Below are 25,299 nucleotides of genomic sequence, written 5' to 3' on the forward strand. Positions count from 1 at the left end.
TTCGTGATTGTTTTATTCTCATGTGACATTTCTTACATTTAACACGCTGCAAGTTATCTGATTATTGCCTATATTTTCAATACATCGATAATAAATATAAGTTGATAGAAGGTGACTTCGATGGTGGCAGTAAGTCAAAATAAATCAATAGATGGTCGTTTAGTTGCAATTGGATGTAATTATGAACCTTGGATTGCGCTATTAGAACAATCGGGTTGGAAAACCCATTGCTGTTATGACCTAAGAACGGCTGATTCAATCTTGGAAGAATACAGCCCCTGTATTTGCGTTGTTGATTTAAGCAATAATGATTTTAGCTTAAACAGCATCTCTTTGAGGGCAAATAAAACCAAACAAGTAAAATGGATTGCGATCATTAAGAAGGAACAATTGAAGACGGATGCGATCCGTCAGTTCATTAATAATTTCTGCGTCGATTACTTTACAGTCCCGATTCCTGGCAGCCATCTGTTGGATACGATTGGCCATCAGTTGGGGATGCTAGACATTGAAGCAAGCTCATGGGTGGAAATTACGTCACAGCATGACATGGGGTTGTTCGGAGAATCTAAATCAATCAAACAACTGCGTGACATGGTTCGCCGCGTCGCTATGACCGAAGTGAATGTGTTTCTGACTGGTGAGAACGGGACGGGTAAAGAGTTGATTGCTAAATCAATTCATAATTTATCCAAGCGGAAAAATGCCCCGTTTGTTCTAGTGAACTGTTCATCTCTGGCGCGTGATGATGAAAAGCTTTCTTTATTAGATGGGACATACCGTAATGAAGAGGGAGCGCCGTTTGATGGCACGTTGATGCTGGATAACGTTGAAGAGTTATCGAAAGAATTGCAGGACAATTTGTTAGCATATCTGCAAGCGCCAAGTTGTGAATCGCTGGATGAAGAAATGGCTTCCGATGTGCGAATCGTAGCGACGTCCAGTGCGGACTTAGATGCGGCGGTAGCCAATGGTGATTTCAGCAAAGAGTTGTATTACCGCTTAAACGTGTTCCACATAAAAGTGCCAACATTGCGTGAACGAGGGTCAGATATTTTCCTTTTAGCTGAAACTTTTTTGACCAAATTTGCACGCGAATACAGCACAATGGCTTCGACCTTCTCAGAAGATTCGAAACAACTTCTGTTACGGTACAGCTGGCCGGGCAATGTGCGTGAACTGATCAATCAGGTAAAACGTGCAGCCTTACTGGCTGAAGGGAATGAAGTGAAAGCTGAGCACTTTGATTTACCGAGCAAAGCGAATTTGAAGCAGAGCTTACGGAATATCAAAGATGAAGCAGAAAAGGATGTGTTGGTGGCGGTACTGGAAACCCATCGTGGTCAGGTCGCGTCTGCTGCGAAAGATCTCGGTGTGTCGCGTGCGACCATGTATCGGTTACTCAACAAACACAATATTGTGCCGGATGTGCGTCATTACAATAATGGCTACGCCAGAGAGTAACCCTTATTGAGGATAACCAGTATTGTAGCCAAAGAGTAAAAAGCCCATGTGATATTGCATGGGCTTTTGTTTTTTACGCATGAACTATTTTAGCCCCAAGCGTTTAGCGAGACGGTGCAGGTTACCGGTATCCACACCTAATTGCCGTGCGGTGGCAGCCCAGTTTTGGTGCTGTTGATAACAGCGCGCTATTAACTGACGTTGAAAGTCATCCGTTGCGTTTTTCAAACTCTCAATAGCCGCAGTATCGCTGTGTTCATGAGACGTTTGATTACGCATAGTCTCATTACGATCTGCAAGCGTACCTGAGGATGAAACGTGATCCTGTAACGTTAAATCAAAATGCTCCGGTGCTAACGTGATGAGGTGAGGATCAACATTGCTGGCGCGTGCCACAACGGCTGCGCGGTGTATGGCGTGTTCTAACTCGCGCACATTGCCCGGCCATGAGTAATGTTTTAACAGGGCTGTCGTATCCGGACGTAATCGCATCGCCTCAATGCCTAATTTGGCTTTACAGCGTTCTATGAAATATCCCGCTAATAGAATGACATCTTCTCCGCGTTCACGTAGCGGCGGCGCAGAAATAGGGAACACACTGAGACGGTGGTATAAATCTGCCCGAAATTTTCCTTGTGTCACTTCTTCATGTAATAACCGGTTGGTGGCCGCCACAATGCGCGTATTTACTTTTATGTGTTTATCTGCCCCGACACGTTGCACATCTCCGTACTGTAAAACGCGCAATAATTTAGCCTGTAAGCCAAGGGGCAGTTCACCAATTTCATCTAAAAAGAGTGTACCACCGTCTGCCATTTCAAATTTGCCTTTGCGATCACTGATGGCCCCCGTGAACGCGCCTTTTACGTGACCAAACAATTCACTTTCCGCGACCGACTCTGGTAAGGCGGCACAGTTTAAATACACCAAAGGTTGGTCTTTGCGCAGTGATTGCCCATGAATGGAAGCGGCGACCAATTCTTTCCCTACACCGGTTTCTCCGGTGATTAACACGGTGAGATCGGTATTGGCGACGGCACTGATCTGTGCTTGTAGCTGCTGCATCGCGACAGACTGTCCAATCATGGTGACGTTACCCGTTACAGAGCGGTTTGAAGCGGCGGAATGCCCCATGCCGCCTGCTTGTTGCTCGAGCTTTTCCATCAGCAAAGCGTTATGCAGACTGGCAGCGGCCAGCGCGCTGACGATGCGTAGTTCATCATCAGAAAACTGATCGAATTGATGAGGATCAAATCCGTCAATGGTCAGCGCTCCGATTAAATGATCATTGGCGATCAGGGGCAGGCCAATGCAGGCGTGTACATGCAATTGATCATCATGGTTGGGGATCAGGCCATCATAAGGATCGGGTAAATCACTGTCATGGGGAAAGCGAACGATGTCACCGGCGCGGGCGATAGCTTCGAGGCGGGGATGACGGTCAAGATCGAACTGGCGGCCCATGACTTCTTTGTACATGCCGTTAATGGCAAGCGGCGCGAAATGTTGTTCACGGAAAGCGAGCAGGGCAGAGGCATCACAATGAAAGAGGGATTTGATCACCGTCAGTAAGCGAGTGAACCGGTCATGGGCAGATATGCCCTCTGTCAGATCGAGGGCTAATTGCATCAGGGCGTGTCGACTGTTTTTCATCGTAGTGCCTATCTGTGTTTAGGGGTAAGAAAACGACATATGAATGTCATTATGACAGCATGGTGTCATAATGACAAATAAGCGGAACTGTCATAATGACACTTTAAAAGAGCGTAAAATTTAAATGTCTATATAAATCAACGCTATAAAAAGTTGGCATGCTCAATGCAATAGTCATGTCAGATGTCGATGACGACAAAACCATTATTGAGCGCGGCTATCGCCTCAGATTTTGCAAAAAAGGTAACAACATGACTATTCACGTTAAAAATAACATTCATTGGGTTGGCCAGCGCGATTGGGAAGTACAGGAATTCCACGGTACTGAATATAAAATGACGAAAGGGACCAGTTATAACAGTTACCTGATCCGTGAAGAAAAAACAGTGTTGATTGATACCGTTGATCATCGCTTTAGTCAGCAGTTTATTCAGAACCTGGAAACGGAAATTGATTTAGCGGATATCGATTTTATTGTGATCAACCATGCTGAAGAAGATCACTCTGGCGCATTGAGTGCCTTGATGACACGCATTCCGAATACGCCAATTTACTGCACCGAAAATGCCATTGATTCGATTGTTGGTCACCACCATCACCCTGAGTGGAATTTCAATGTGGTGAAAACCGGTGACAGCTTGGATTTAGGTAACGGTAAGCAACTTATTTTCGTTGAAGCCCCGATGCTGCATTGGCCAGACAGTATGATGACCTACATGACAGAAGATGCAGTGCTATTTAGTAACGATGCGTTTGGTCAGCACTACTGTGATGAGCGACTGTTTAATGATGAAGTCGATCAGAATGAACTGATGGAGCAGTGTCTGCGCTATTACTCTAACATCCTGACGCCGTTCAGTGGCTTAGTGACCGCGAAAATTCATGAAGTGTTGAGCTTCAACTTGCCTGTGGACATGATTGCGACCTCACACGGGATTGTATGGCGCGATAACCCAGCACAAATCATTCATCAATATCTGGCATGGGCGGATAACTATCAGGAAGATCGTATCACCATTTTCTACGACACTATGTCGAACAATACCCGCATGATGGCGGATGCCATTGCACAAGGGATCCATGATGTAGATCCGGGTGTCGCGGTGAAGGTGTTTAATGTGTCTCGTCAGGACAAAAACGAGATTCTGGCCAACGTTTTTCGTTCCAAAGGGATCCTGGTGGGATCCTCTACCATGAACAACGTTATGATGCCCAAAGTGGCGGGCATGTTGGAAGAGATCACGGGCTTACGCTTTAAGAACAAGAAAGCCGGTGCCTTTGGTAGCTACGGCTGGAATGGCGGGGCGGTGGATCGTATTCATTCCCGTTTGACAGACGCTGGTTTTGAAACAACGGTTGGCCTGAAAGCCAAATGGAAGCCAGACGGTAACGCATTGCAAACATGCCGAGAGCACGGTCGTATGATCGCCAAACAGTGGGCGCTGAATCCTAGTACGTTATCAAACGTTGCTCCCGTGAAGCGCGCGGTGGTCGAGACATATACGCCAGTCGATAGCAGTGCGTCTGCCGTTAATGCGCCTTGCGCCCAGTCTGTTGAGGGGAATGCGGGTAATAACAGCAATGATCGTATGCTATGCACCGTATGTAACTGGGTGTATGACCCGGCACAAGGGGAGCCACAGCAGGGGATTGACGTGGGTACCTGTTGGTCTGACATCCCTGAAACGTTCCTTTGCCCGGAATGTGGCCTGGGTAAAGATGTGTTTGTACCTGTAAAAGGGGAGTAACGGCATGACTGACTCAATTGTGATCATTGGGAGTGGCTTTGCGGCATACCAATTGGTGAAAGCACTGCGTCGTGGTGATGCCTCGCGTCCCATTCATGTCTTTACCGCCAATGATGGGTGTGACTATAACAAACCCGATCTGAGCCATGTGTTTAGCCGTCAGCAGCAAGCCAGCGATATGATCCGTCAAACGGGTGAGGCATTTGCGCAAGAGCAGGGCATTACTCTGCATGCTCACTGCCAGGTAGAAGCCATTGACCCCGTGGCGAAAACCATTACCGTTTCCGGTGAAGCGTATCCGTACGGGCAGTTAGTACTGGCGACGGGAGCGCGTGCGTTTATTCCGCCGATGCAGGGTGAGGCGGTTCAGCAAGTACTGACGCTCAATAGTCTGGAAGAATACCAACAAGGGCAGGAACAACTGGCAACAGCGGCTCATGTGACGGTGATAGGCGGCGGATTGATTGGTACCGAACTGGCGATGGATCTCGCGACCAGTGGTAAGCAGGTCGCGCTGGTGGATCCGGCATCCCAACTGATGGCGTCACTTTTACCCGAGGCCGTGGCGCACCCATTGGAAAAGACAATGCGAAAGATGGGGATTGCTATGTTCTTGGGCGATCATATTACCCGATTGGATAAGCAAGACAGTGATCTGGCTAATCTGTCTGCTCACAGTACGGTGGTGACCTTGGCGTCTGGGCGTACCTTTACCACCTCACAAGTGATCGCGGCAGCAGGTCTTGTCCCCAATGTGTCATTGGCACAACAAGCGGGTTTGCAAACGACACGTGGCATTGTGGTAGACAGCCAATTGCGCACCTTTCAGGCGGATATTTACGCCTTAGGGGATTGCGCCGAGATCAATGGTCGTGTGCTTGCGTATTTACAACCGGCTTTGTTGAGTGCCAATGCGTTGGCGAAAACACTGCTGGGTACACCGACAGATTTGGTATTGCCACCGATGTTGGTGAAAGTGAAGACACCACAATACCCGATTCAGCTCAGCGGTCAGAACGTACAAGATGCCCAGCGTTGGCAGTTGGACGTGGATCATACCGGCACAACCTGTCAGAGCTTTAATGCCGAAGGCAAGGCCCAAGGTTTTGTGGTGACTCAAGAGCACCAAAGCAAAGCGTTTACATTATTGAATGCACTGCGTTGAGACGTGGTGATGCTTTATAAAAATAAAGAGTAATATTTGTAAGGAGAAAACGATGTCTACATTAGGGTCTCATTTACGTATTCCTGCGAACTGGACGATTCAGCGTTCTACGCCGTTTTTTACCAAAGAGAGTGTACCGTCTGCATTGTTAACCCATCACAATACCGCTGAAGGCGTGTTTGGCCAGTTGTGTGTGATGGAAGGGACGGTGACTTATTTCGGTTTTGCCGACAGCGAAGCAACGGAGCCGGAAATCACCGTGGTGATCAATGCGGGTCAGTTTGCCACCAGTCCCCCTCAGTACTGGCACCGTATTGAATTGAGTGATGATGCCCAGTTCAATATCAATTTCTGGTCAGAGAAAGATAAATCGGATCAGCCGATGTTTTCAGTCAAAAAATAGAGCAGATATATAGCAAAACGCCGAGTCGACATGACCCGGCGTTTTTGTATCGAAAAGAAAGGCATTAATGATGATCATGCGACATGTCCGCATGCTTATCGCCATCATTCATCCCCTCGTGCTTTTTTGAGTCAGCGTCTACAGATTCAGACGCCATGTATTCTGGCACATATGTGGCAGGTTCTACTTTCACTTCCACGTTGACCTTGCCTGCGTGCTTGAAATACAGCGTGAGCGGGAACATTTCTCCCAGTGTCGGGACGGCTTCCAAATCAAAAAACATGACATGCAAACCACCGGGTTTGAGTAGAGTTTTGTCATTGGCCGGAACAGGAATATTTTCAACTTCGCGCATTTTCATCATGCCATCTTCATGGATGTGGGCATGAAGCTCCGTTTTGCCAGCAATGGGAGAAGTGGCGCGTAGCAGCACGTCATCGGTTTTTCCCTGATTATCGATGGCAAAAAATGCAGCAGCGACTTGCGAAGTGGGAGGGACTTGCTTTGACCACGGATGATCAATAGCAAGATCCCCATGTGTCATGTCATGAGCCTGTGCCCATGCTGTCAGAGTCAGTAAACTGCCAAGCAGTGCAGAGCGAAATAGCGTCATAGTTTACACCTTATTTTCCTTGGTAATGGCGGGCTCCTATATCGCACCAGCCAAAGCATGTATTGAAGGGTTAACACAGTGAATGATAACAGGTAAAAGGAAAAGATGGGCAATGGCATGTTAGAAAATGGACAGAGGTTGATATCGGTATAGCGAAAGAGAGGAGGGTAAATAGAAGAGATAGGTGAGTCACGAGATAAAAAAAGGCTGTGCACGTTATGAGCATGATATCGGGAATATCAACGTACACAGCTAACAGCATTAACAGAAAAGAGAGCGGTGATGACAGCATGCATCACGTATTACTCGTCCTATTTCTGATACAGGGAGTAGAACATTAGCAATAAAACACAACTCAAGGTCTTCATTGGTCAGTCAGCCCCTTGAGCGATAGGGTCACTGTATCAAGTGGAAACTGAACAAAAGCTGTACTTTTTGTTCAAATCGTACGGTGTTTTATATTGTGTCGATTTGTAACGAAATATAAAAATACGGTGTGAACGGTTTATGCGGTACATCAGGCCTGCATATGGCGTGTTTGATTTAACGTGCGCGACCCACCTGTGCCGTAACTGTTAATGTCAAAACGATTAGGTGATGAACGGCGCTGTTTGCTGACACGTTTGTCCAGCGCATATAAGTCGATATTGTGGTCCTGCTTGAGTAAAGCCAGTACCGCATTAATTTCCTTTCGGCTGGTATGATTATGGACAAGATAGTAATAAAGGTTAATCGCACGCGCTTCGGTCATGGTCGTCTCCTCCATAAAAAATGATTGGTTATTTAGCCACCTCAAATAGCCGTGGTGTGAACTTTTATTTAATGGCTGTGCGGGGCGCCAGCGACATTGATGATCGCAATACCCACCGCAACGAACAACATCCCAATCCATACCTTTGCGTCGAGATGCTGTGCGTATACCCAAACTACCTCAAGATGCTTGTTCAGCGAGAATGCATTGCCCTCTCATCAAGGCGGAGATTTGAAAACATAGTGGTTCTACGTTAAAAATTGACAACGCAGAGGAGAGGGCAATGCAACTCGCCCTTCGGGAGTGAGCCAGCACAGCCACTTCTGCGTCAAATAGTCTTGAAAGGGAATGCCATTACTGCGCCTATTTTTCTTGAATTGGTTGCGCTGGACTCACTCTGAATCTAGTATCTTGAGGCAGTTTGGGTATAAAAATGCTAGACAGGCTGGTCACAATCAGAATGGCCAGCCCGGCAAAAGAGGCGTGCACAACGCCAACAGGAATCGATTTCATGGCTTGACCCAGAAAAAGGAAAGCCAAGAGGTGGCCTAATAAGACGATGGCACTTGGAAGCCAATGTGTGAAACCGTTGGTTGCCCGTAATGCAACGTGAGAAGTGGCTTCAGCCATGACACCCAGAAATAAAAATAGCCAGCCCATAAAGTCTCTCCTCATTGTTCGATATTTTTGTTGTTCAATGTTTTTGATGGGCAGTAGTATAACTATTTCTCATTTGTTGATAATCAGATAGAAAAACAAATTACTTTTACCGTTAGGTAATAATATGGAATTTGAACGCTGATTGTCTTGTTGAATCCAGTCTCGTTGAACCCTGCATCTTTGACGCCTTTACTGCACCATAACTTTTATATTGGACAGTCTGGTATTTAACTTATTGATTTTTTGTGTAGGCAAATTAGCGAGCTAAATTAAAACGCTAATGCAAATCGTTATTGTTTACGAGGTGCCAGGGTTTTGCTAAATTGATGAGGTAAATAGTAGGGGGTATGCCGTGGATGCCAAAAAAGCGTTAAAAAAACTGAAAAAGAAAATGCACACACACAATGACTCGCAACGTGCGCTGGCCGGATTAAAGCCAAACGTTGTGCGTCAACGTAGTGTTAATGATGCGTTTAAAGGTGAAATTAAACAGATTTCTCAAGATACATTGCGTTCGTTGGCATCAGAGCTCACGACACCGTTTAATCCGTTACTTTCTTGGTTTAATGAAGGTTATGCCGGACCGAGCATGTTCAGTGCGGGTGATAGCGTAGCAAGAAAGACAACGACGGGTTCGGCATCCAGCAGTAAGCCAAATAATGGCTTTACCGTCGCCAGTGTCGCACCACAGTCGACGTCGTTAGCGAAACTGCCTTTAAAGTCGCCACCGTGTAAGCGTTGCCCCGCAATGAGTGGGGGAATGTGTAAATGTGCAATGAAGAAGTTTGGTTTGAAAGCGGCGTAATGTGTCATGGATAAAAGCCGCTATATCTATTGAACTATTGAAGGGACAAGCTTTGCAATGGCTTGTTACCGAGGTGAAGGAAACCACCTAGGCAAAGGAAACAAAACGCTATTTAAGAAAATAGATCGAGACCTGATAACAATCAGGTCGAAGGAATAATTATCGATATGCATGAACATGCAATATTTTCGGTGATTACATACTTAGCAATAAACGGCTTACGGATGGGCCTGCGATACGCTTTAATGCCATAACGGCGACTCCTTTCGCGAAGGTTTTCGTGCCTTTCGTTACCGCATTTTCAATGAATGTCGGCCTGTTGTTCTCTCTTAGCCAGTGATGGCTCTCTACCGTGTCAAGGATATCCTCCGCAGAAATTTGCGTGTTGTCGAATGAAATTGCGACAGATCCGGCGTATTTTTTATGCTTAATTTCTGTGATTGCTTCAATGTCATAAAGTTGTGAAATTAGCTGCTCAACCTCTGCTGAATGGTCACGAATATAGTCCGAACGAATACGTAAACGTTTGTTTGTTTGGTGAATATAAGTGTTCATAAAAGCGATAACCTCGATGATAATCATTCCTATTTGCAACTCTAGCATTTCTCTTGATTCAGCGCAAAATAAACTTAATTAAGGATTTGTATGCGGATTCTGTGTGTTAGTGTTTCAATATGTTAACGATTTAGATTACGTATGAAAAATCAGATAGATATGGCGATGAAATTGCGCCGAATGGTGACTATTGCCCACCATATTCCTGGCCGAATTCGGCTGAAATATAAGCTCGGTATTCTGGCTCATCTTGCACGCTTTAATGCGCAAGAGATTGAGGACGGTTTAGCGAGTGTGCCTGCCTTCAAAAGTTACAGATTGAATCATGCAACAAACAGCATACTTATTGAATACGATGCATCTGTCGTTCCGCCTGCGGTGATCAATGCGTTGTTTTCTGAAGCGGATGCAGAAGCAGAAAAGGCATGTGTGGCATTAGGTCAGCTTGTTGAAACAAATGGAGTCAATCGATGAGCGATAAACGTGAAAACGCAGCCAATAAAGAAGGTGCGTTTGATCCGTATAGCGATCCCAACGAGTGGGCCAAAATGATGGCACAAGGAATGGGACAGGGAACGGGGCAAGGCCAAGATGCACAGTATGCTCAGGTACCTCCTTATGGTCAAATGCCGCCAGGTATGATGCCTCCGCCAATGCATGGCCATCCGCCGTATTGTCCACCGCACATGCATCCGGCTCATTGGGCGCAGCATGTTCAAGCGATGGCACAAGCGGCGGGCTATCCGGGGATGGCTTTTCCCGGTATGGCGCCACAAGACGAAAAATCCGAAAAGAAACAACAATCGGAAACGTCTGCAGCACCACAGCCTGATAGGTATGCAGGAATGCACATGGGCGGTTACATGTCCCCACATATGATGCATGGTGGCATGCATATGGCGCATCCACATCATCCGTACATGGGGGGGCATCCGCACCATCCTTATATGCATTCGCAAATGCATCCGCAAATGCACCCTCACATGATGCAGGGTGGGTATCCACATCCTTGGATGGGACATCCGCACATGCATGGTCCAATGCATGCACAAATGCATTCGCAAATGCACCCTCACATGATGCAGGGTGGGTATCCACATCCTTGGATGGGACATCCGCACATGCATGGTCCAATGCATGCACAAATGCATTCGCAAATGCACCAACATGGTGTGCCACACGAAGATGATCACGATGCATCAGATGCGATGTTTGAGCAAGCTCAGGCCATGTTAGAAGGGGTGCTGGGTGAAGATGCAGGCATGTTTAAACAAATTTTAGGAAGCATGGGAATGAACGATAAAGAATTTTGGAAAGGCGCTATGGTTGGCGCGGCAGCCGCACTGATTTTGAGCAACGAAAATGTACGTAAAGGCATCATGGGATTGGTCACTAATGCGGGCAGCATGATGAAAAGCGGCGGTGAAACGGTAAAAGACACCGCCGTACAAACCGCGTCTAGCGTGAAGCAAAGCGTGACAACGGGCAGCGAAATTTTCCGTGATACGGTGGGTGCAGGTAAAGAAGGCTTTAAAGAGTCTGTACAACGTCACCGTACACAGCCAGAAGTGGATGCGTCTGAGTTTGAAGACGAGGTGCAACAAGAAGAGATGCACCACGACCTCACACCACGTAAAGATAACGAGTAAGCGCGATGAGTAATTCCTCTAACCGACTACACCCAGCCAGCCGTGCCATGCTGGTGGGCGCTATTTTAGGGGGATCGGCATCAGCTGCAACACAGTGGAAAGCACATCAACAGGGCGATATCGATACCAATCAGTTGGTTGGTAAAGTTGCTCGTGATTCGATGAAAGCTGGCATCGTTAGCGGTGCCACCACCTATGTTGCCGACAAAATGGCTGGTCGTCCCGTGCTATCTATGCTCACTATTTTGACTGCAGGTGCAGCGGGTCTGTATTTGTATGAATCAATGACGGAAAAAGAACATCATGAATAATCAATACCCATACCACGGTTATCCGTACTATTCACCTTACCACGTTGATGCGCAAGGCAATCCTCAAGGAAATGCTGGTCAAGGCGAAGGTTACCAAAAGAAAAACACCAAGACGCATTTTCTGATGGGCATGGCGGCAGGTGCGGCAGTAGCGTACTTGCTGACCAACAAAAAATTCCAGCAGGGTGTCGCGGCAACGGGTGAGCGTGCATGGTCTACCGTGCGTGGTGAAGTGGAAGAGCTAAAAGAGCGCCTGGAAGACACGCAAGCGGAGCTGGAATACTACCGCAACCTTCATAAAGGTGAAGAATGATTGGATTGCAACTTCGTCACCATTTCCCTGGGCGGATCCGTTTCAAGGCGATGTGCCTGAAACACCACCGTGGTATTGGTGACTGGGTCAAGCAAAGCTTGATGGCGATACAAGGTATCAAGGAAGTGCGCGTCAATGAGCCTGCGTGTGCAATCGTCATTCATTACGATCCTGAGTTGATCCGCTATAACGCGATTAAAGCGCGTTTAGAAGAAATGGATCTTGCTCAAGGTGAGAAAGAAGATGCTGAACACATTTATACGCGCGGTGATGTGGCGTTGAATGTGATTGGTACCTTAGCCGCTGCAATGTTGCCTCAGCGCTGGGCGGCGATGTCGACCGCGACCTTGATTGCGCCCACGCTGTATGAAGGCTTCTCGGATCTGCGTAAACGTGAAATCTCGGTTGAAGTGTTAGATGCTGTTGCTATCGGTTTATCCGCTTGGCGCGGGGACTACCGCACAGCCATGTTGACCCAAAGCTTAGTGAGTTTAGGCGAGTACATGGAGCATCAAACCAGTCGCAGCAGTGATCAGCTGTTGGCGGAGTTGATGCAGCCGAAAAACACCCGCGTGTGGCTGATCACCGAAAACGGTAAAGAACAAGTGTGCTCCAGCCTGCTCAATGAAGGCGATTTGATTGAGTTGATGCCGGGCGATGCGATCCCTATTGATGGGCGCGTAGAGTCGGGCACTGCACTGATCAATCAGTCAACCTTAACGGGCGAAAGTGTACCTGTACGTCGTGAAGTGGATGCTGTCGTGTATTCGGGGACATCCGTGCATGAAGGTGCCATCAAAGTTCGGGTAGAGAAGATTGGCAGTGAAGCCACAACGGCAAAAATTGCCAAGCTGATCTATGAGTCACTAAGTGAGAAAAGTGAAATCCAACAAGTCACGCAGGAAATGGCCAAACGCCGTGTGAAAATCACATTGGGTATTGGTGCTGCGGTGTTTGCGTTAACGCAAGACATTAACCGTGTCGCCTCTGTGTTCTTGGTGGATTATTCTTGTTCACTCAAACTGAGTACACCCGTTACCTTCAAGTCCATCATGTACCGCGCCGCCCAACAAGGCATTCTACTCAAAGGCGGCAGTGCGATTGAAAAACTGGTGAAAGTCGATACTTGCGTGTTTGATAAAACCGGGACGCTAACCCATGGTGACATGGAAGTGACCGACGTGGTGCCATTCTGTCGAGATAACACTGCCCGTGATTTGCTGGCTATTGCAGCCTCTGTGGAAGAGCACAGCAGCCATCCACTGTCTCAGGCTGTTGTCGCTGCTGCCCGTGATAATGCATTGCCACACATCGATCATGGTGAAGTGGAATACATCATTGCACATGGTCTACGTAGCCAGTTACACGATCGCTGTTTGGTGATGGGCAGTCGTCACTTCCTTGAAGCTCATGAAGGCGTAGATTTCGCCCCGTTTGAGGTGGACATTCAGGCGTATGAAGAAAAAGGTCGCCATTTGATCTTTATCTCTCATGAGAAACGGTTGATCGGCATGATTGGCCTGCGGGATCATTTGCGTGAAGATGTGATCACTACACTGGCTGCCCTGCGTGAATCCGGTATTTCACAATTAGTCATGATCTCTGGGGATCGTGCGTTCAAAGCCCAGATGCTGGGGGATGAACTGCAGTTGGATGCGGTTTACGCAGAAGCGACACCAGAGAGTAAATCCCACATCATTGAGTCCTTGAAACAACAAGGTCGCACCGTCATGTTTGTGGGTGACGGCGTGAATGATGCGCCGGCGCTGACCAAAGCCGATGTGGGGGTCGCCATGTGTAAAGGCACCGAGTTGGCTCGCCAAGCGGCGGACGTCGTATTGTTGCGTGATCAGTTATACGGTGTGGCACAAGCGCGTCAGTTAGCGAACATTGCGATGTCGATGGTGAACAGCAACATCAAGCTGGCGGAGTACATCAACAGCGGCATTATGCTGGGTGCGGCGTTAGGGTGGTTAAGCCCGGCAGCCAGCGCGCTATTGCATAATGGTACGACGCTCTCGATTTTGGCTCGTTCCTTGGCGGTACGTCATGATGATGGCGTAAACTGATTTTACTTCCGGAAAGAGAAAAAGCTGGGTTCGCCCAGCTTTTTTATTGCCTGTAACACGCTATTTTGTTGCCTGACCGATGGTTTGCTCTCTGAATAGTTGTTTACCGTCTCATCATTACCCTGCAAATCATGACACCAGACGCATTTGAAGGGATTTTGGTATAGGGTAAAAAGACTGAACAAGCCAATCAAAGGACAGACCATGAAAGTGATCGCGTTTGCTGCGAGCAGCAGTTCGACTTCTATTAATAAACAACTTGTGACGCATGCAGTGTCATACCTTGCGGATGCCAATGTTGAAATCCTAGATCTGAATGATTTCGAGTTACCGCTATTTAGTGAAGACAAAGAAAAGGCCATCGGACAGCCTGATAACGCTAAAGCCTTTTTGGCTAAAATTGAGCAAGCGGATGCTGTGGTGGTCTCTTTCGCTGAGCACAATGGCTCATATTCTGCGGCGTATAAAAACCTGTTTGATTGGTGCTCGCGGATCAATCCCAAAGTTTATCAGGATAAAGCCATGATATTGTTGGCGACCTCACCTGGGCCGGGAGGGGCGAAAAATGTGTTAGCAGCCGCAGCGGGCTCTATGCCATTTTTTGGCGCTGAGGTAAAAGGCAGTCTGTCGATCCCGAGTTTCTACGACAACTTCGATCTTGCTCAACAGTCTCTGGTGGATGACAGCTTAAACGGCCAACTTCAACAGGTAATGAGCGCGCTATAAAACGATAGAAGGCGTTTATCTGTTTTTATACGGTGCATGGGCGTCAGAACATGCATCGTATTTCATGTATATTGCTTCTCTTATTTCTCCCTTTCTCATTTCGTTTTCTATTTCCGTTTCTCATTTCTATCTTACCTGTGACGGTCAGCGAGGCAGAGTCTCATCTTGATATTGCTCCTTTATCAAGCATGAGAATGCTGATTTGGAATATCGCTTTCGGTGATTGTTGTGAGTGGAAGGAATGTCAAATTTTCCTGACAAATATTCCCTGTTGTTGAATCGGCAATAGTGCTATTAAAGCGGCTGTTTTCAACAAGTACGGTAGATCGTGCTGCAGATGTTCAATACACAGAAAAGAATAATAAAAATGCCAAGCTATTTAGCAAGAAGTATCAGAAAAGCACTGTGCTACACCTTGTTAGCCAGTACCGTTTTTATACAGGGATGTAACGGTGATAGTGCCAATGAGACAGAGCCACCTACGGATATTGTGCCACCTACGGAAGTGTTACCTCCTGTAGATACGACACCGTCTTGGGTACCGGAAACCGCCCCCGAGTCATTTTCCGCTGTGCAGCAGCGTACTTTCTTGTCCCGTGCAACAGCCGGTTTAACCACGCAGCAGCAAGCCGAATTCGCTCAACTCGGTTACGTTAACTGGTTGGAACAACAGTTCACTTTGCCTGTTGTATCTCAGTATCAGTTGCTGGTTGAGACCATGGCACAGGTCGCTACACTGCCGACACCGCCAAAATCGTGTGGCTGGGTGAAGCATGACATGAGCCCAGTACGCGAAAGTATCTGGTGGCAGCAAATGCTGTACGGAGAGGATCAACTGCGCCAACGTACGGCTTTTGCGCTGAGCCAAATTTTGGTGGTCAGCCGCAAATACAATTACATTTCCCGTCACCCACAAAGCCTCGCGGCGTATTACGATATTTTGCTGAATCACGCATTTGGTAATTACCGTGATTTGCTGGAAGCGGTGACACTCAGCCCGGCCATGGGCAGCTATTTGACGATGGCAAACAGCCGTAAGCACAACCCGAAACGTGGCACTTACCCGGATGAGAACTACGCCCGTGAAGTCATGCAGCTCTTCACGATTGGACTGTATGAAATGAATCTGGACGGGTCGATGAAAACCGGCAGTGACGGTCAGCCTATCTACACTTACAGCCAAACCGATGTGGAAGAAGTTGCACGCGCATTCAGTGGGTGGACGTATTCCGATCGTGTGTTGGATTCGGAAACCAACCGTCCGGTCGATGGTCAAGGCATGGTTGCGCCAATGACGCCGGCATCCGATAAATGGGGCAGTTTGCATGATGAAGAAGAAAAGCGCGTCTTAGGGCATGTTATCCAAGCCGGGCAAACGCCGCTGAAAGATGTGCAAGATGTGCTCGATATTCTTTTTGAACACCCGAATACCGGCCCGTTTGTGGCGCGTCATTTGATTCAGCGATTAGTGAGCTCGAATCCATCGCCAGCATACATTGAGCGCGTGGCACGGGTCTTTAATGATAACGGGCACGGCGTACGAGGTGATCTCCAGAGTGTGGTCGCTGCGGTGTTGTTAGACGAAGAAGCATTAGGGCAAACACTTACTGACGCAAACACCAATCCGGTTGTGAAATTGAAAGAGCCGGTCATGGCGGCTGCTGAAGTGTTCAGGTTGCTGGGCGCCAAGGTGGAAGGTGAACATGTCCTGGATGCCATTGAAATCTTCAATAGTCTCGGACAAGGGCCGTTAAGTGCCAACTCAGTCTTTAATTTTTACTCGCAAGACTTCATGCCAAGTGGTGCATTGTTAGATAAAGGCTTGTATGCGCCTGAGTTTGAGATCTTCCCATGGACGGGATTCATTGGGTATCACAATACCTTGCGTACCCGTTTTTCTCGTGCGCTGGCAGTGCCAACAGCAGAAAAACCGCGTTGTGAGAATGCCGTGTATTTGGATTTATCCGAGTATGTAGCCGCTGCCGAACATGACGATGTCAAGCAATTACCGGCACTCATCAATACCCGTTTGTTTAATGGCAACATGAGTGCAGATCTCGCAAAGGTTATGCAAGATGGCATTGCCACCGAACGTAATACTAATAACAAAGTCATGCTTGCCCTTTCTTTGGCCGTGACCAGCCCAGAATTTTTGATCCAGAGGTAAGCATGATTACACGTCGTGATTTTATTAAAAATGTCACTTTGTTCTCGGTGGCCGCACCGAGTGTAATGGCCTCGCCATTTGCGTTGGCTGCTGGCAATCGCACCCAAAGCAAAGCCTTGGTGTGTGTCATGCTGGATGGGGGCAATGATTCTGCGAATATGGTGATCCCGACGTCTACCTCGCATTATCAGACTTATTATGATCTGCGCCCCGATCTGGCACAGCCAAAAGAGAAGGTCTTACCGATTCCTGCTGCGGGTGTGTGTCGTGACGGACAATCTGTGACGTTGGGACTGCATCCTGCGATGACGGCATTGGCAGATTTGTGTAATGCGGGGGAAGCCAGCGTGATAGTGAACTGTGGCGTATTGCGCCAGCCTGTCACGAAAGAGCAGGCTGACACACAGGGGTACTTATTGCCGCCGTTTTTGTTTTCGCATAACTCACAGAAAACGGAAGTCTGTAAAGGGGCGGTGGGGTACAACTGGACAACGGGTTGGGCAGGTCGATTGATGGATGTCCTGTCATCCGGTCAAAGTATCGCCCCTTTGTTCAGTCATGCTGGGGACATCCAGCTACTGCGGGCACAAACGTACAACCAGAATATCATCAAAGGCGATAACATCAGCAAACTCAATGCGAATGCGATGACGGTTGAGGCGTTAGCGCAGATGCAGACCCTGCCGAGTGAGGATGGCTTTGCACAGACGGTGCAGTCCACCGGGCATGATGCGATTAACGTGGCAGCACGTCTGATCGACACGATTGATGCCATTCCTGATGAAGACGATCTCCCGCTTTATCCGAATACGGGGTTAGGCAAGCAGTTTCGAGTGACATCGCGATTGATCCGTCAGCGGGTTGAGTTAGGCCATAGTCATCAGATTTTCTTTTTACGCCTGTCTGGGTTTGATACCCATGTGGATCAGGAAAACACCCATAAAGAGAAATATGCGGAATTGAGTGATGCGATGGCCGCGTTTAATGCCCACTTAAAAACCTTGGGGCTGCATGAGGATGTCATCACCATCACCTTGTCTGATTTTGGTCGCCGTATTCCTGCTAATGGCACTGGCACAGATCATGGTTGGGGTGGCCATCAATTGATCATGGGGGGGCCAGTGGATGCCTCGTCGTATATCGGCACCTGGCCGGATTACACCGTTGAAGGGCCAGACACGGTGGAGCGAGGGCGTTTATTGCCGTCTATTGCGACTGATCAGATCCATATCAGCTTAGGACGCTGGTTAGGGGCGACGGAAACAACATTGAAAACCGTGTTTCCAAATTACGACAAATTTGAGCGTCTTGATGTCGTAAAACAGACGTCATGATACAGGTGCCCGATATTGATGGCGGGTCAATCTTTGATGACTTCATATCGGGCACGTCTTTGCTTAATGTATTAGGTTCTGGTGATATAAATCACTAAAACTCAATCATATTGCTCTTGTTGCAAGTGAATAATTTAGCTTGAATCACATAAGTGAGTTCTATTTTATGATGCTCTACTCCCGTTGTTTTAGAGCTTTATTCTATTAACAGTACGATAGCGGGTTTAATGTCTGAAAAGCACACTAAATCCCCTCCTTTTCATGGATTAACCTTGTCAAGTTCAGGTTTAACGTTGGTTAATGTGATGTTTAAAAAAATAGTAACTTAGGTATATTGAAGTGGAACTTAGATGAAACCTCAGATACCCGTCCATACCTTGAGTTGTTTATTCATGTACGCACATTGATAAACAACAAGTATGAAAAGCCATTGCTGATGACGTGTGTATCTCATTGTTACAAGGAGAAGTATTATGGGTAAGCCACGCGTATCAAACAAACGAATCAAAGAAATGCTTGATGCTGTTAAGAAAGCGAAGAAATAATGAAAAGCCTCCCATCGGGAGGCTTTTTTTATGTGTCATTTTGTTGTTCTGGAAATGACAAAGCAGTCAGTGAGAGAGTTTGTTAACGACGTCTCGACAGGCCTGTTTATTTCCCGTCAGGTTGCTGGTGAAAGATTCGTGCGCAGTGGTTATTTTTACCGAGCAACCGGTACGGTCTCTCAAATAGTGCGCATCCGCACGATATAATTCGATGTAACGCCCCTCTGGATAGACATAATGCAGCTTAATGCTATTTAACGGCCCCCATTCCACCGCATAGAAGCGTTTTAGGTAGTAATGATTGCCAAGAAATAAAAATATCACGGGTATAAAGGCACATTGCAAAATAGTGGGAATGAGCCGAAAAGGTTTGTGATGAATATATCCGTGTATGCGGATTACCGTGTAAGTAATAACAACACCCAGTGCCGATATCCAGGCAAAGACGTTAAAGCGCATCCAGACTGTATCGGCTGGCAGTAACTCAATATAGGTCATGCATGTCCTTATCAGGTGGTGTCATTGACTGCCATAATATTGGCTTACAATGATCTATCACGCTTCCTGCGTAAATTCTGAATAGCAAAGGTCAGGTTGCTTTGTGCTTGTTGTTCGTACAACGTGCGATAGGCTGGAGTACGAAATAGTGTGGGTTGGGCATGAAAATGTTCCAGTACGGCAAGGCGACCGCGTTGGTACTGTGTGTCGGGAACGAAATGGTATTCCTGACGGATGGCGTTTTCGTATTGCTGAAATTGTGTGGGTGGTGCACCCAGTATACTGAGGTCAATGTCTAGCAAGGCATGGGTTGCCTGTGTGTCTATTGCAGTAGTGTCTAACGCGTTGGTGTCGATGGCATGTTGCGTCGTGTGCGCCGTACTGAGGATATAAGTTTTCACCGCTTTAAGCGTGGCGTCAGGTTCGTTCAGGCGCTGCAGCCATGTCACTGCAACGTCAGCACTTTGCGCTTCATTATCTTGGCGTCTGGGGTCGTAAATCACATCATGAAACCACAGCGCCAACGCCATTTCACGGTCATGTTTTCGGTAATGAGAGCTGTCATCATCAGAAGAACGGTCGATGAGTGCATCAAGCTGGTCAAGGCAGGCGATCACATGATCAAGGGTGTGGTAATGCCGATGCGCCTCTTGGTAATGATTCACCATGTCTTCAAAACATTGCTGAGCAAGGGGCTGAACATTGGTATTAAATAGTGTGGTGAATCGTTGTGATAGCGGCATGAATCGACATTCCGTGTGCAGATTGATATCCGTTAAAAGACCATGAGGGCAGCAGCCCCTAATAGCATAGTTATCCACCATAAAAATAGGTTTTCCATTTTTTCTAATAAATGGAAATACAGTAATGCAATAAAGGTGGATAAAAGAAGGTGAACAAAAGAATAACTGTCAAGCGACGTGGTAATGGCGGTAATAAACAGCATGCCACCAAACCAAAATAAACCGGCACGAATAGATTGTTGACTCTGTGCATGGTAATACAACAGCATAAGCAAAAGGGGGATCTTAAATAACAATGTCGTGTCCTATAGGGTGCAAATAGTTACACACATAAATGCATAAACGTAATACTGCCAAGTATCTTTCAACGTCAACCAGCGTGCTAAGTTAGCTCGCGTAAAAAATTCAGTCAGTGGGTTGATGAAAGCCAATGGGTTACATCATATTTCCACAGCCTGACAGGGACAACATCATACCGACAGTTTGCGAGTTATCCCAAGCCTTTTGTCTGCAAGTAACGGTTAATCGAAGATTGCGGTGATAATACGCGCAAGGAAACGCCCAATGAAGACAATACACCAGTAGGGGAGTTCGATAAAAGACACAACCCAATCCAGCGCCGCCCAGCCATTTTCTCGTCGTCGGTAATCACTGGGTATAACAAAGTGTGCAGCGATGAAGGCAAACAGAGCAGAAAATAACGTGGCCAAAGCAAAAGCGGAGACGATAAGGCTGATAGCAAAATAACAACCGACCAGAAAAAAGCTGGAGGCTAACAGAGTGCGAAAGGTGTCCATATATGTACTCAAGTTACCCGCCATCCCACATGGCCGGGTTGCTGTCGTGAGAAAGCCGTGAAGCAGACACGTTAAGGGATACCTTTAAAAGGCAATACGTTGAAAGCCAATGTCTGCGATTTTTCCGTCTCGGATAATAACATGCAGGCCGTGTTCTGATTCCCATGCACAGTCGAACAACAGGCTGATTTCTTTTTTTTCTGGCGCCATATCACTGATCAATATGGTATGAGGTGTCAGCCCTTGTGCGTTATTGGAGGTATGGCAATTTGAATGCGATGATGTTGAATCGTGATAGTCGCTGTAAGTGGCGTGGCAATAGGCTGAAATGGCTTGATACAGGTCGTTTTTGAGCGTGCTATCGTTGTCTGTCAATTCATCAAAAATGGATTTCTGCCACGCTTGAGGCTGTTTTTCAGCTTCAACAATAAGTTCGACGGTGGCAGACAGTAAAGGACTGTAGATCGGTGCTTTCCATACGCCATTTTCATTGTTCAGTGTATTAAATGGGTGCGCCATGTTGAGTTCCTCTGTGTGTGAATACCGGTTGATCGGTATTAAGCTGATGGATTCTGGTTTGATGAAGTCTGCTTTGATGAAGTCTGCTCTGATGAAGTATTCAATACTGCATTGATTTGTAGACAACATTTGGTGCATAGAAGGCTAGCATTTTATGCTAAACAAATGCAAACTATTATCATTTTCATCATGGTAATGGAGTCAGCGATGCAAACAGTCGCAATTTTTGGGGCAGCAAGTGGGTTAGGTGCAGCAATGGCGGCCTATTTTCATGCGCAAGGCGTACAGGTGATCGGCATTGCCCGTCATCCGGATAAGAATCCGGCCTTGGCGGCTGCAGGTATTCTAACGTTGACGTGTGATGCCACCGTGGAGGCGCAGGTAACGGCAACGGTTGATGCGTTACCTAAAGACACATGGGTGATCTCAACCATGGGGAGTTTTCATGCAGAAGTGCCAGTTGATTACATTGGTCACCGTTATCTGATTAATGCGTTAGAAAAAGCCGCGATCCGTCGTTTTCTTTTGGTGACGTCATTGGGGTGTGGTGATTCCTGGCAGTATCTGTCAGATCGCGCTAAGCAAGGCTTTGGCGCCGCAGTACGTGAAAAATCATTAGCAGAAGCTTGGTTGCAAAGCAGTCAGTTGGCTTACACCATTGTGCGCCCGGGCGGCTTAAAAGAGGGAGAGATCAGCGGTAACGGTGAACTGTCTCAAGGGAGAGAGGTGCATGGCCTCATTACCCGTAGTGAAGTGGCAAGACTGGTGCACGAATTGCTGAATGACGATGCCAGTATTGGTCAAGTTTATCAGTGTATTGATCCGAGTATGACGCACTAAGCCACCAATCACGAAGGGGGCCTTACTCAAACCCAAACTAAAAAAAGCCGCTGAATCGACGTATACGGTTCAGCGGCTTTTTGTCTTTTTGGCGTGCATTAGGGTGTGTATTGGAGCAGAGAAGCATTGGGCTGTTGCCTTCATCCTTAGCGATAGTGATTAAACACGCCGTGACGAATCGTGACTGTCTGTTGGTTGGCTTTGACATACACTGCCATGGTGTCGCCGTTTAACGCAAAGTGTGTAAGGCAATAGGTGGGGGCTGTGTTATCGGTTGCTGTGGTACAGGAGGAAACGCGTAATACAGGAGAATGTGTCTCTGTGTATGGCAGTGTGCGTTCCAATAAGGCAAAGAGGAATACACCGGTGAGGGCGCAGGCAATCACCAGAAGTTGTTGGACTGTCCACGTCGTTAAGTGATGGGCGTAACGCATACACACGACAATGCCACTCAGTAAAAAGACGGCCATGCATGCAGCGCGAACCGTGGGATAGAAAGACATAAACAGATAGGTATCAATCAAGCTGAAAAAGAGTGCGACGGGGAGTAAATACAGGCTGAACCTGACACCGGCCTGAAGGTGTGAATGCAGAGTGTTTGGCGTGTGTGCTGATCGAGTGGGTAATGACATAGTGACTCCTCAGGTGTCGTGGCCTTGTGTAGACGGCACATTGGAGGTGCATTCATGATGCGAGAATCGATATTTTATCGCTATGTAAATAGTACAAAATTAGCGTATCTGACTGGCCAGTAAAGAAAAAATTAGGACTTGAAGCGGAAAATGTTATCTCCCTCTCAAGTCAGATAAAAGTGAATATTGTCTTTTGAAATCCCATGAAAAATGCGAATAATCAAATTAGATCCTTTCCAAAAAATGGCATGCATGGATGTGTGTTTTGGGGTGCGGCCAAGGTGTTTGTGATAGCTGGAATGGTTGTGTTTTTATTCAGGGATAGATATGGAAAGCAATATTTCGCTCGCTCAGCTTCAGTTTTTTACCGACAGTCCCTTTTGTTCTATCAGCGGGGAAAATGACGGTAACGCGTTAGAATGTATGTGGTTATACAACACAGATGAAGATTTAGTTAATGTCTTGCTGCATCTTGGCTGCGAACCCCAATGGTCACGAGAGGCGCCAATGGATAGCGCATTCCCATACAGCTGGAAACCCGTCACGATTCATGGTCGGCAATTGTGGTTGAAAAACCCAGGGGCGTGCGATCTTTTTGATGATGGCATACCGGCCAATGTTCAGCTGTCGGACAGCGCAGTGACGGTGAATTTGAATATGGCGAAAGAAGGGAGTGACTATTGTGAAGAAGATCTTCAGCGTGCCTACCTCTTAGAACAGCGTTATTTACAAGTTGATGTGTTGGTGTCTCAGGCGCACCGAAGAAAACGGCCCTGTTATCGCGCGGCGTGAATCCGTTTAGCCGTTATGATAACCAGAGCCATTCGTTGTTCTATTGAAAATCAATTATCTGGCCAGTCGGTAGGCTAAATTTTGCTTCACGGCCGGCCATTCAATGTTAATGATAGAAAATACCACGGTGTCGCGGTAAGACCCATCCGGCATTACTTGGTGATTACGCAATACACCGTCTTGTTTTGCACCTAAACGTGCAATCGCCTGACGGGATGCCTGATTGTGCCAATGGGTACGGAGCTCGACGGCAATAGCATCGAGCGACTCAAAGGCATGACCCAGCAGCAGTCGCTTGCACTCAGTATTGACACTGGATCGCTGATAGCGCTTTGCGTACCAGGTGTAGCCAATTTCCACACGGCGATTTTTCGTATCGGCATTGCAAAAACGGGTAGAACCGATGATTTCACCCGTTTCATTATGCACAACCACAAAAGGTAATGAGCGCCCATCAGCTTTTTCTTCTAGCGCATAGGCAATGTATGTATCAATGGTGTCTGTATTGGGTACACCAGTGAACCATAATTGCCATAAATCACCGTCACTGGCTGCTGTTACCAGCGCATCGGCATGATCAGCCCGCAAAGGGATTAATGTGATGGTGTCAGAGACCAATTCAATGTCATATAACCACTGATTTTGCATAATATCATCCTTAATGTGTTTGTACGGAGACGTCCTGTTCGCCTCTAAGCTTCTCTTTTTATTGTGACTATTTGTTTGATTGTTGCTGAGCAGTCTGCTGACGGATGTAGGTGGGTACAATTAATTTGTCATCAAGACTGGCAAAAGGGGGCGCACCTTTACGTTGTTCTTCTTCAACAATCACCTGCAGTGCATCATAGCTAATGCCAAAGAAACGAGAGGCTGTCATCAGCCCTGAAATGAACTGTTTTTTTTCACGGCGCGCTTGGGTTTCTTGGGTTGGAATTTGGTGATATTGATGAAATTCGTTTTTCAAATACTCAAGAAAGTCAGTGTTATTCATGGATTGTTATCTGTTGGTCATAATACGTGACTATATCACGTTGTTTATCTCATTGAGCGTTTTGCAAATGGACGACATGACGTTCTCTGTTACTGTTCAGCTTCAATCAGCGCGATGATTTTGTGAGCCTTCTCGAAATGATCAAGTTGGTGAGTTTGAATCCACCATGTGGCCACTTCCATTAAACGGTCAGGGTCATCATTTTTATTGGCAAAAAAAGCGTAAAAAGACACGCCAACGTTATCGCCTTTTTGGGCGATTTTTTTATGACAGATGGCCAAAATCTTGGTTTGTAATGAAGGGTGCATACTTGCTCTCGTGGTTAGTGCATGAACGATTTGGCCATCGAGCATAACGAGCGCCGTCGTCATATGCAATCGAGCAGGTTTCATGGAAGGAGGTAACATCCTGAATATAAATCCAATAGGATCGATGTGCATCCCACTAAGGCATGCTTTCTCGCTACACAAGCATGAAGCAAAAAAAGATCACTAAAATTAAATGATAATGATAGTAATTATCATTCACATAAAATAGAATGCGACGGTTTTCCAAT

At 46.9% G+C, this 25,299-nt stretch carries 29 protein-coding genes; 14 read left to right on the forward strand and 15 right to left on the reverse strand.

Annotated features, from left to right (window positions below; genetic code table 11):
• Positions 1 to 120: 120 nt before the first annotated feature.
• Positions 121 to 1,464, forward strand: a complete 1,344-nt coding sequence (locus ABT58_RS04975) for a sigma-54-dependent transcriptional regulator (RefSeq protein WP_047873237.1) — start codon at positions 121 to 123, stop codon at positions 1,462 to 1,464.
• Positions 1,465 to 1,548: 84 nt separating this feature from the next.
• Here the strand turns inward: ABT58_RS04975 and norR are convergent, their stop codons facing one another.
• The gene (gene norR, locus ABT58_RS04980; protein WP_047873238.1) at positions 1,549 to 3,117 is read right to left on the reverse strand and encodes a nitric oxide reductase transcriptional regulator NorR; all 1,569 of its coding nucleotides are present in this window, start codon (positions 3,115 to 3,117) and stop codon (positions 1,549 to 1,551) included.
• 251 nt (positions 3,118 to 3,368) lie between these two features.
• On the opposite strand from norR, the gene norV reads away from it, so the two are divergent.
• The 3 genes from norV to ABT58_RS04995 are packed head-to-tail and all read left to right on the forward strand — an operon-like array spanning position 3,369 to position 6,433.
• Positions 3,369 to 4,865 (forward strand): anaerobic nitric oxide reductase flavorubredoxin, encoded by a 1,497-nt coding sequence (gene norV / locus ABT58_RS04985; protein ID WP_047873611.1) that lies wholly within the window; start codon positions 3,369 to 3,371, stop codon positions 4,863 to 4,865.
• 4 nt (positions 4,866 to 4,869) lie between these two features.
• Complete coding sequence (gene norW, locus ABT58_RS04990; protein ID WP_047873239.1) at positions 4,870 to 6,030, forward strand: NADH:flavorubredoxin reductase NorW; 1,161 nt, start codon at positions 4,870 to 4,872, stop codon at positions 6,028 to 6,030.
• A gap of 52 nt (positions 6,031 to 6,082) precedes the next feature.
• On the forward strand, positions 6,083 to 6,433 hold the full coding sequence (locus ABT58_RS04995; protein WP_047873240.1) for a TehB family protein: 351 nt from the start codon (positions 6,083 to 6,085) through the stop codon (positions 6,431 to 6,433).
• Positions 6,434 to 6,497: 64 nt separating this feature from the next.
• Here ABT58_RS04995 and ABT58_RS05000 read toward each other — a convergent pair whose 3' ends face one another.
• From ABT58_RS05000 to ABT58_RS05020, 5 genes are all read right to left on the reverse strand, one after another.
• On the reverse strand, positions 6,498 to 7,046 hold the full coding sequence (locus ABT58_RS05000; RefSeq protein ID WP_047873241.1) for a copper chaperone PCu(A)C: 549 nt from the start codon (positions 7,044 to 7,046) through the stop codon (positions 6,498 to 6,500).
• 517 nt (positions 7,047 to 7,563) lie between these two features.
• Positions 7,564 to 7,797 carry a hypothetical protein gene (locus ABT58_RS05005; RefSeq protein ID WP_047873242.1) on the reverse strand — a complete coding sequence of 78 codons (234 nt, stop codon included), beginning with the start codon at positions 7,795 to 7,797 and terminating at the stop codon, positions 7,564 to 7,566.
• Between the two features lie 363 nt (positions 7,798 to 8,160).
• Entirely contained in the window at positions 8,161 to 8,457 is a 297-nt protein-coding gene (locus tag ABT58_RS05010) for a DMT family transporter (protein ID WP_047873243.1), read from the reverse strand.
• A 573-nt stretch (positions 8,458 to 9,030) separates the two neighbouring features.
• The gene (locus tag ABT58_RS23965) at positions 9,031 to 9,270 is read right to left on the reverse strand and encodes a hypothetical protein (RefSeq protein WP_156168811.1); all 240 of its coding nucleotides are present in this window, start codon (positions 9,268 to 9,270) and stop codon (positions 9,031 to 9,033) included.
• Between the two features lie 187 nt (positions 9,271 to 9,457).
• The gene (locus ABT58_RS05020; protein WP_229821518.1) at positions 9,458 to 9,865 is read right to left on the reverse strand and encodes an HMA2 domain-containing protein; all 408 of its coding nucleotides are present in this window, start codon (positions 9,863 to 9,865) and stop codon (positions 9,458 to 9,460) included.
• 93 nt (positions 9,866 to 9,958) lie between these two features.
• Between ABT58_RS05020 and ABT58_RS05025 the strand changes: the two genes are divergently transcribed.
• The 8 genes from ABT58_RS05025 to ABT58_RS05060 all read left to right on the forward strand — a co-directional run bounded on the left by ABT58_RS05025 (position 9,959) and on the right by ABT58_RS05060 (position 18,386).
• A complete protein-coding gene (locus ABT58_RS05025; protein WP_189595440.1) occupies positions 9,959 to 10,291 on the forward strand; it encodes an HMA2 domain-containing protein in 333 nt (110 codons plus the stop codon).
• Complete coding sequence (locus tag ABT58_RS24370; RefSeq protein ID WP_053062973.1) at positions 10,288 to 11,466, forward strand: hypothetical protein; 1,179 nt, start codon at positions 10,288 to 10,290, stop codon at positions 11,464 to 11,466. The genes ABT58_RS05025 and ABT58_RS24370 overlap by 4 nt, the downstream gene beginning before the upstream one ends.
• Positions 11,467 to 11,471: 5 nt before the next feature.
• On the forward strand, positions 11,472 to 11,777 hold the full coding sequence (locus tag ABT58_RS05035; RefSeq protein WP_047873245.1) for a magnetosome protein MamC family protein: 306 nt from the start codon (positions 11,472 to 11,474) through the stop codon (positions 11,775 to 11,777).
• Complete coding sequence (locus ABT58_RS05040; RefSeq protein WP_047873246.1) at positions 11,770 to 12,090, forward strand: hypothetical protein; 321 nt, start codon at positions 11,770 to 11,772, stop codon at positions 12,088 to 12,090. Before ABT58_RS05035 ends, ABT58_RS05040 begins: the two co-directional genes overlap by 8 nt.
• Entirely contained in the window at positions 12,087 to 14,159 is a 2,073-nt protein-coding gene (locus tag ABT58_RS05045) for a heavy metal translocating P-type ATPase (protein WP_047873247.1), read from the forward strand. The genes ABT58_RS05040 and ABT58_RS05045 overlap by 4 nt, the downstream gene beginning before the upstream one ends.
• A gap of 204 nt (positions 14,160 to 14,363) precedes the next feature.
• Positions 14,364 to 14,885, forward strand: a complete 522-nt coding sequence (locus tag ABT58_RS05050) for an NADPH-dependent FMN reductase (RefSeq protein ID WP_047873248.1) — start codon at positions 14,364 to 14,366, stop codon at positions 14,883 to 14,885.
• A gap of 367 nt (positions 14,886 to 15,252) precedes the next feature.
• On the forward strand, positions 15,253 to 17,052 hold the full coding sequence (locus ABT58_RS05055; protein ID WP_158261711.1) for a DUF1800 domain-containing protein: 1,800 nt from the start codon (positions 15,253 to 15,255) through the stop codon (positions 17,050 to 17,052).
• Between the two features lie 2 nt (positions 17,053 to 17,054).
• Entirely contained in the window at positions 17,055 to 18,386 is a 1,332-nt protein-coding gene (locus ABT58_RS05060) for a DUF1501 domain-containing protein (protein ID WP_053062975.1), read from the forward strand.
• Between the two features lie 611 nt (positions 18,387 to 18,997).
• Here ABT58_RS05060 and ABT58_RS05065 read toward each other — a convergent pair.
• The 5 genes from ABT58_RS05065 to ABT58_RS05085 all read right to left on the reverse strand — a co-directional run bounded on the left by ABT58_RS05065 (position 18,998) and on the right by ABT58_RS05085 (position 21,488).
• Positions 18,998 to 19,429: a hypothetical protein gene (locus ABT58_RS05065; RefSeq protein WP_047873249.1), complete on the reverse strand. Its 432-nt coding sequence runs from the start codon at positions 19,427 to 19,429 to the stop codon at positions 18,998 to 19,000.
• Between the two features lie 44 nt (positions 19,430 to 19,473).
• Entirely contained in the window at positions 19,474 to 20,172 is a 699-nt protein-coding gene (locus tag ABT58_RS05070; protein WP_053062976.1) for an HD domain-containing protein, read from the reverse strand.
• Between the two features lie 32 nt (positions 20,173 to 20,204).
• Positions 20,205 to 20,468 (reverse strand): hypothetical protein, encoded by a 264-nt coding sequence (locus ABT58_RS05075; RefSeq protein WP_146147210.1) that lies wholly within the window; start codon positions 20,466 to 20,468, stop codon positions 20,205 to 20,207.
• A gap of 225 nt (positions 20,469 to 20,693) precedes the next feature.
• Entirely contained in the window at positions 20,694 to 20,969 is a 276-nt protein-coding gene (locus ABT58_RS05080; RefSeq protein ID WP_047873251.1) for a hypothetical protein, read from the reverse strand.
• A gap of 84 nt (positions 20,970 to 21,053) precedes the next feature.
• Positions 21,054 to 21,488: a DUF6985 domain-containing protein gene (locus tag ABT58_RS05085; RefSeq protein ID WP_146147209.1), complete on the reverse strand. Its 435-nt coding sequence runs from the start codon at positions 21,486 to 21,488 to the stop codon at positions 21,054 to 21,056.
• Between the two features lie 207 nt (positions 21,489 to 21,695).
• Here ABT58_RS05085 and ABT58_RS05090 point away from each other — a divergent pair, with 207 nt between their 5' ends.
• A complete protein-coding gene (locus ABT58_RS05090) occupies positions 21,696 to 22,328 on the forward strand; it encodes an SDR family NAD(P)-dependent oxidoreductase (RefSeq protein WP_047873253.1) in 633 nt (210 codons plus the stop codon).
• A 146-nt stretch (positions 22,329 to 22,474) separates the two neighbouring features.
• Here the strand turns inward: ABT58_RS05090 and ABT58_RS05095 are convergent, their stop codons facing one another.
• Positions 22,475 to 22,960, reverse strand: coding sequence for a hypothetical protein (locus ABT58_RS05095; protein ID WP_047873254.1), 486 nt, complete (start codon positions 22,958 to 22,960; stop codon positions 22,475 to 22,477).
• Between the two features lie 327 nt (positions 22,961 to 23,287).
• Between ABT58_RS05095 and ABT58_RS05100 the strand changes: the two genes are divergently transcribed.
• Entirely contained in the window at positions 23,288 to 23,752 is a 465-nt protein-coding gene (locus tag ABT58_RS05100) for a hypothetical protein (RefSeq protein ID WP_047873255.1), read from the forward strand.
• A gap of 54 nt (positions 23,753 to 23,806) precedes the next feature.
• On the opposite strand, the gene ABT58_RS05105 is transcribed toward ABT58_RS05100, so the two are convergent.
• The 3 genes from ABT58_RS05105 to ABT58_RS05115 form a co-directional block, all read right to left on the reverse strand.
• Entirely contained in the window at positions 23,807 to 24,400 is a 594-nt protein-coding gene (locus ABT58_RS05105; RefSeq protein ID WP_047873256.1) for a GNAT family N-acetyltransferase, read from the reverse strand.
• Between the two features lie 67 nt (positions 24,401 to 24,467).
• Positions 24,468 to 24,743, reverse strand: a complete 276-nt coding sequence (locus ABT58_RS05110) for a hypothetical protein (protein WP_047873257.1) — start codon at positions 24,741 to 24,743, stop codon at positions 24,468 to 24,470.
• Between the two features lie 89 nt (positions 24,744 to 24,832).
• A complete protein-coding gene (locus ABT58_RS05115) occupies positions 24,833 to 25,051 on the reverse strand; it encodes a DUF6500 family protein (protein WP_047873258.1) in 219 nt (72 codons plus the stop codon).
• Between the last annotated feature and the right edge of the window lie 248 nt (positions 25,052 to 25,299).

Origin of the sequence: Photobacterium aphoticum, from assembly GCF_001029435.1 — a bacterium.
Taxonomy (GTDB): domain Bacteria; phylum Pseudomonadota; class Gammaproteobacteria; order Enterobacterales; family Vibrionaceae; genus Photobacterium; species Photobacterium aphoticum.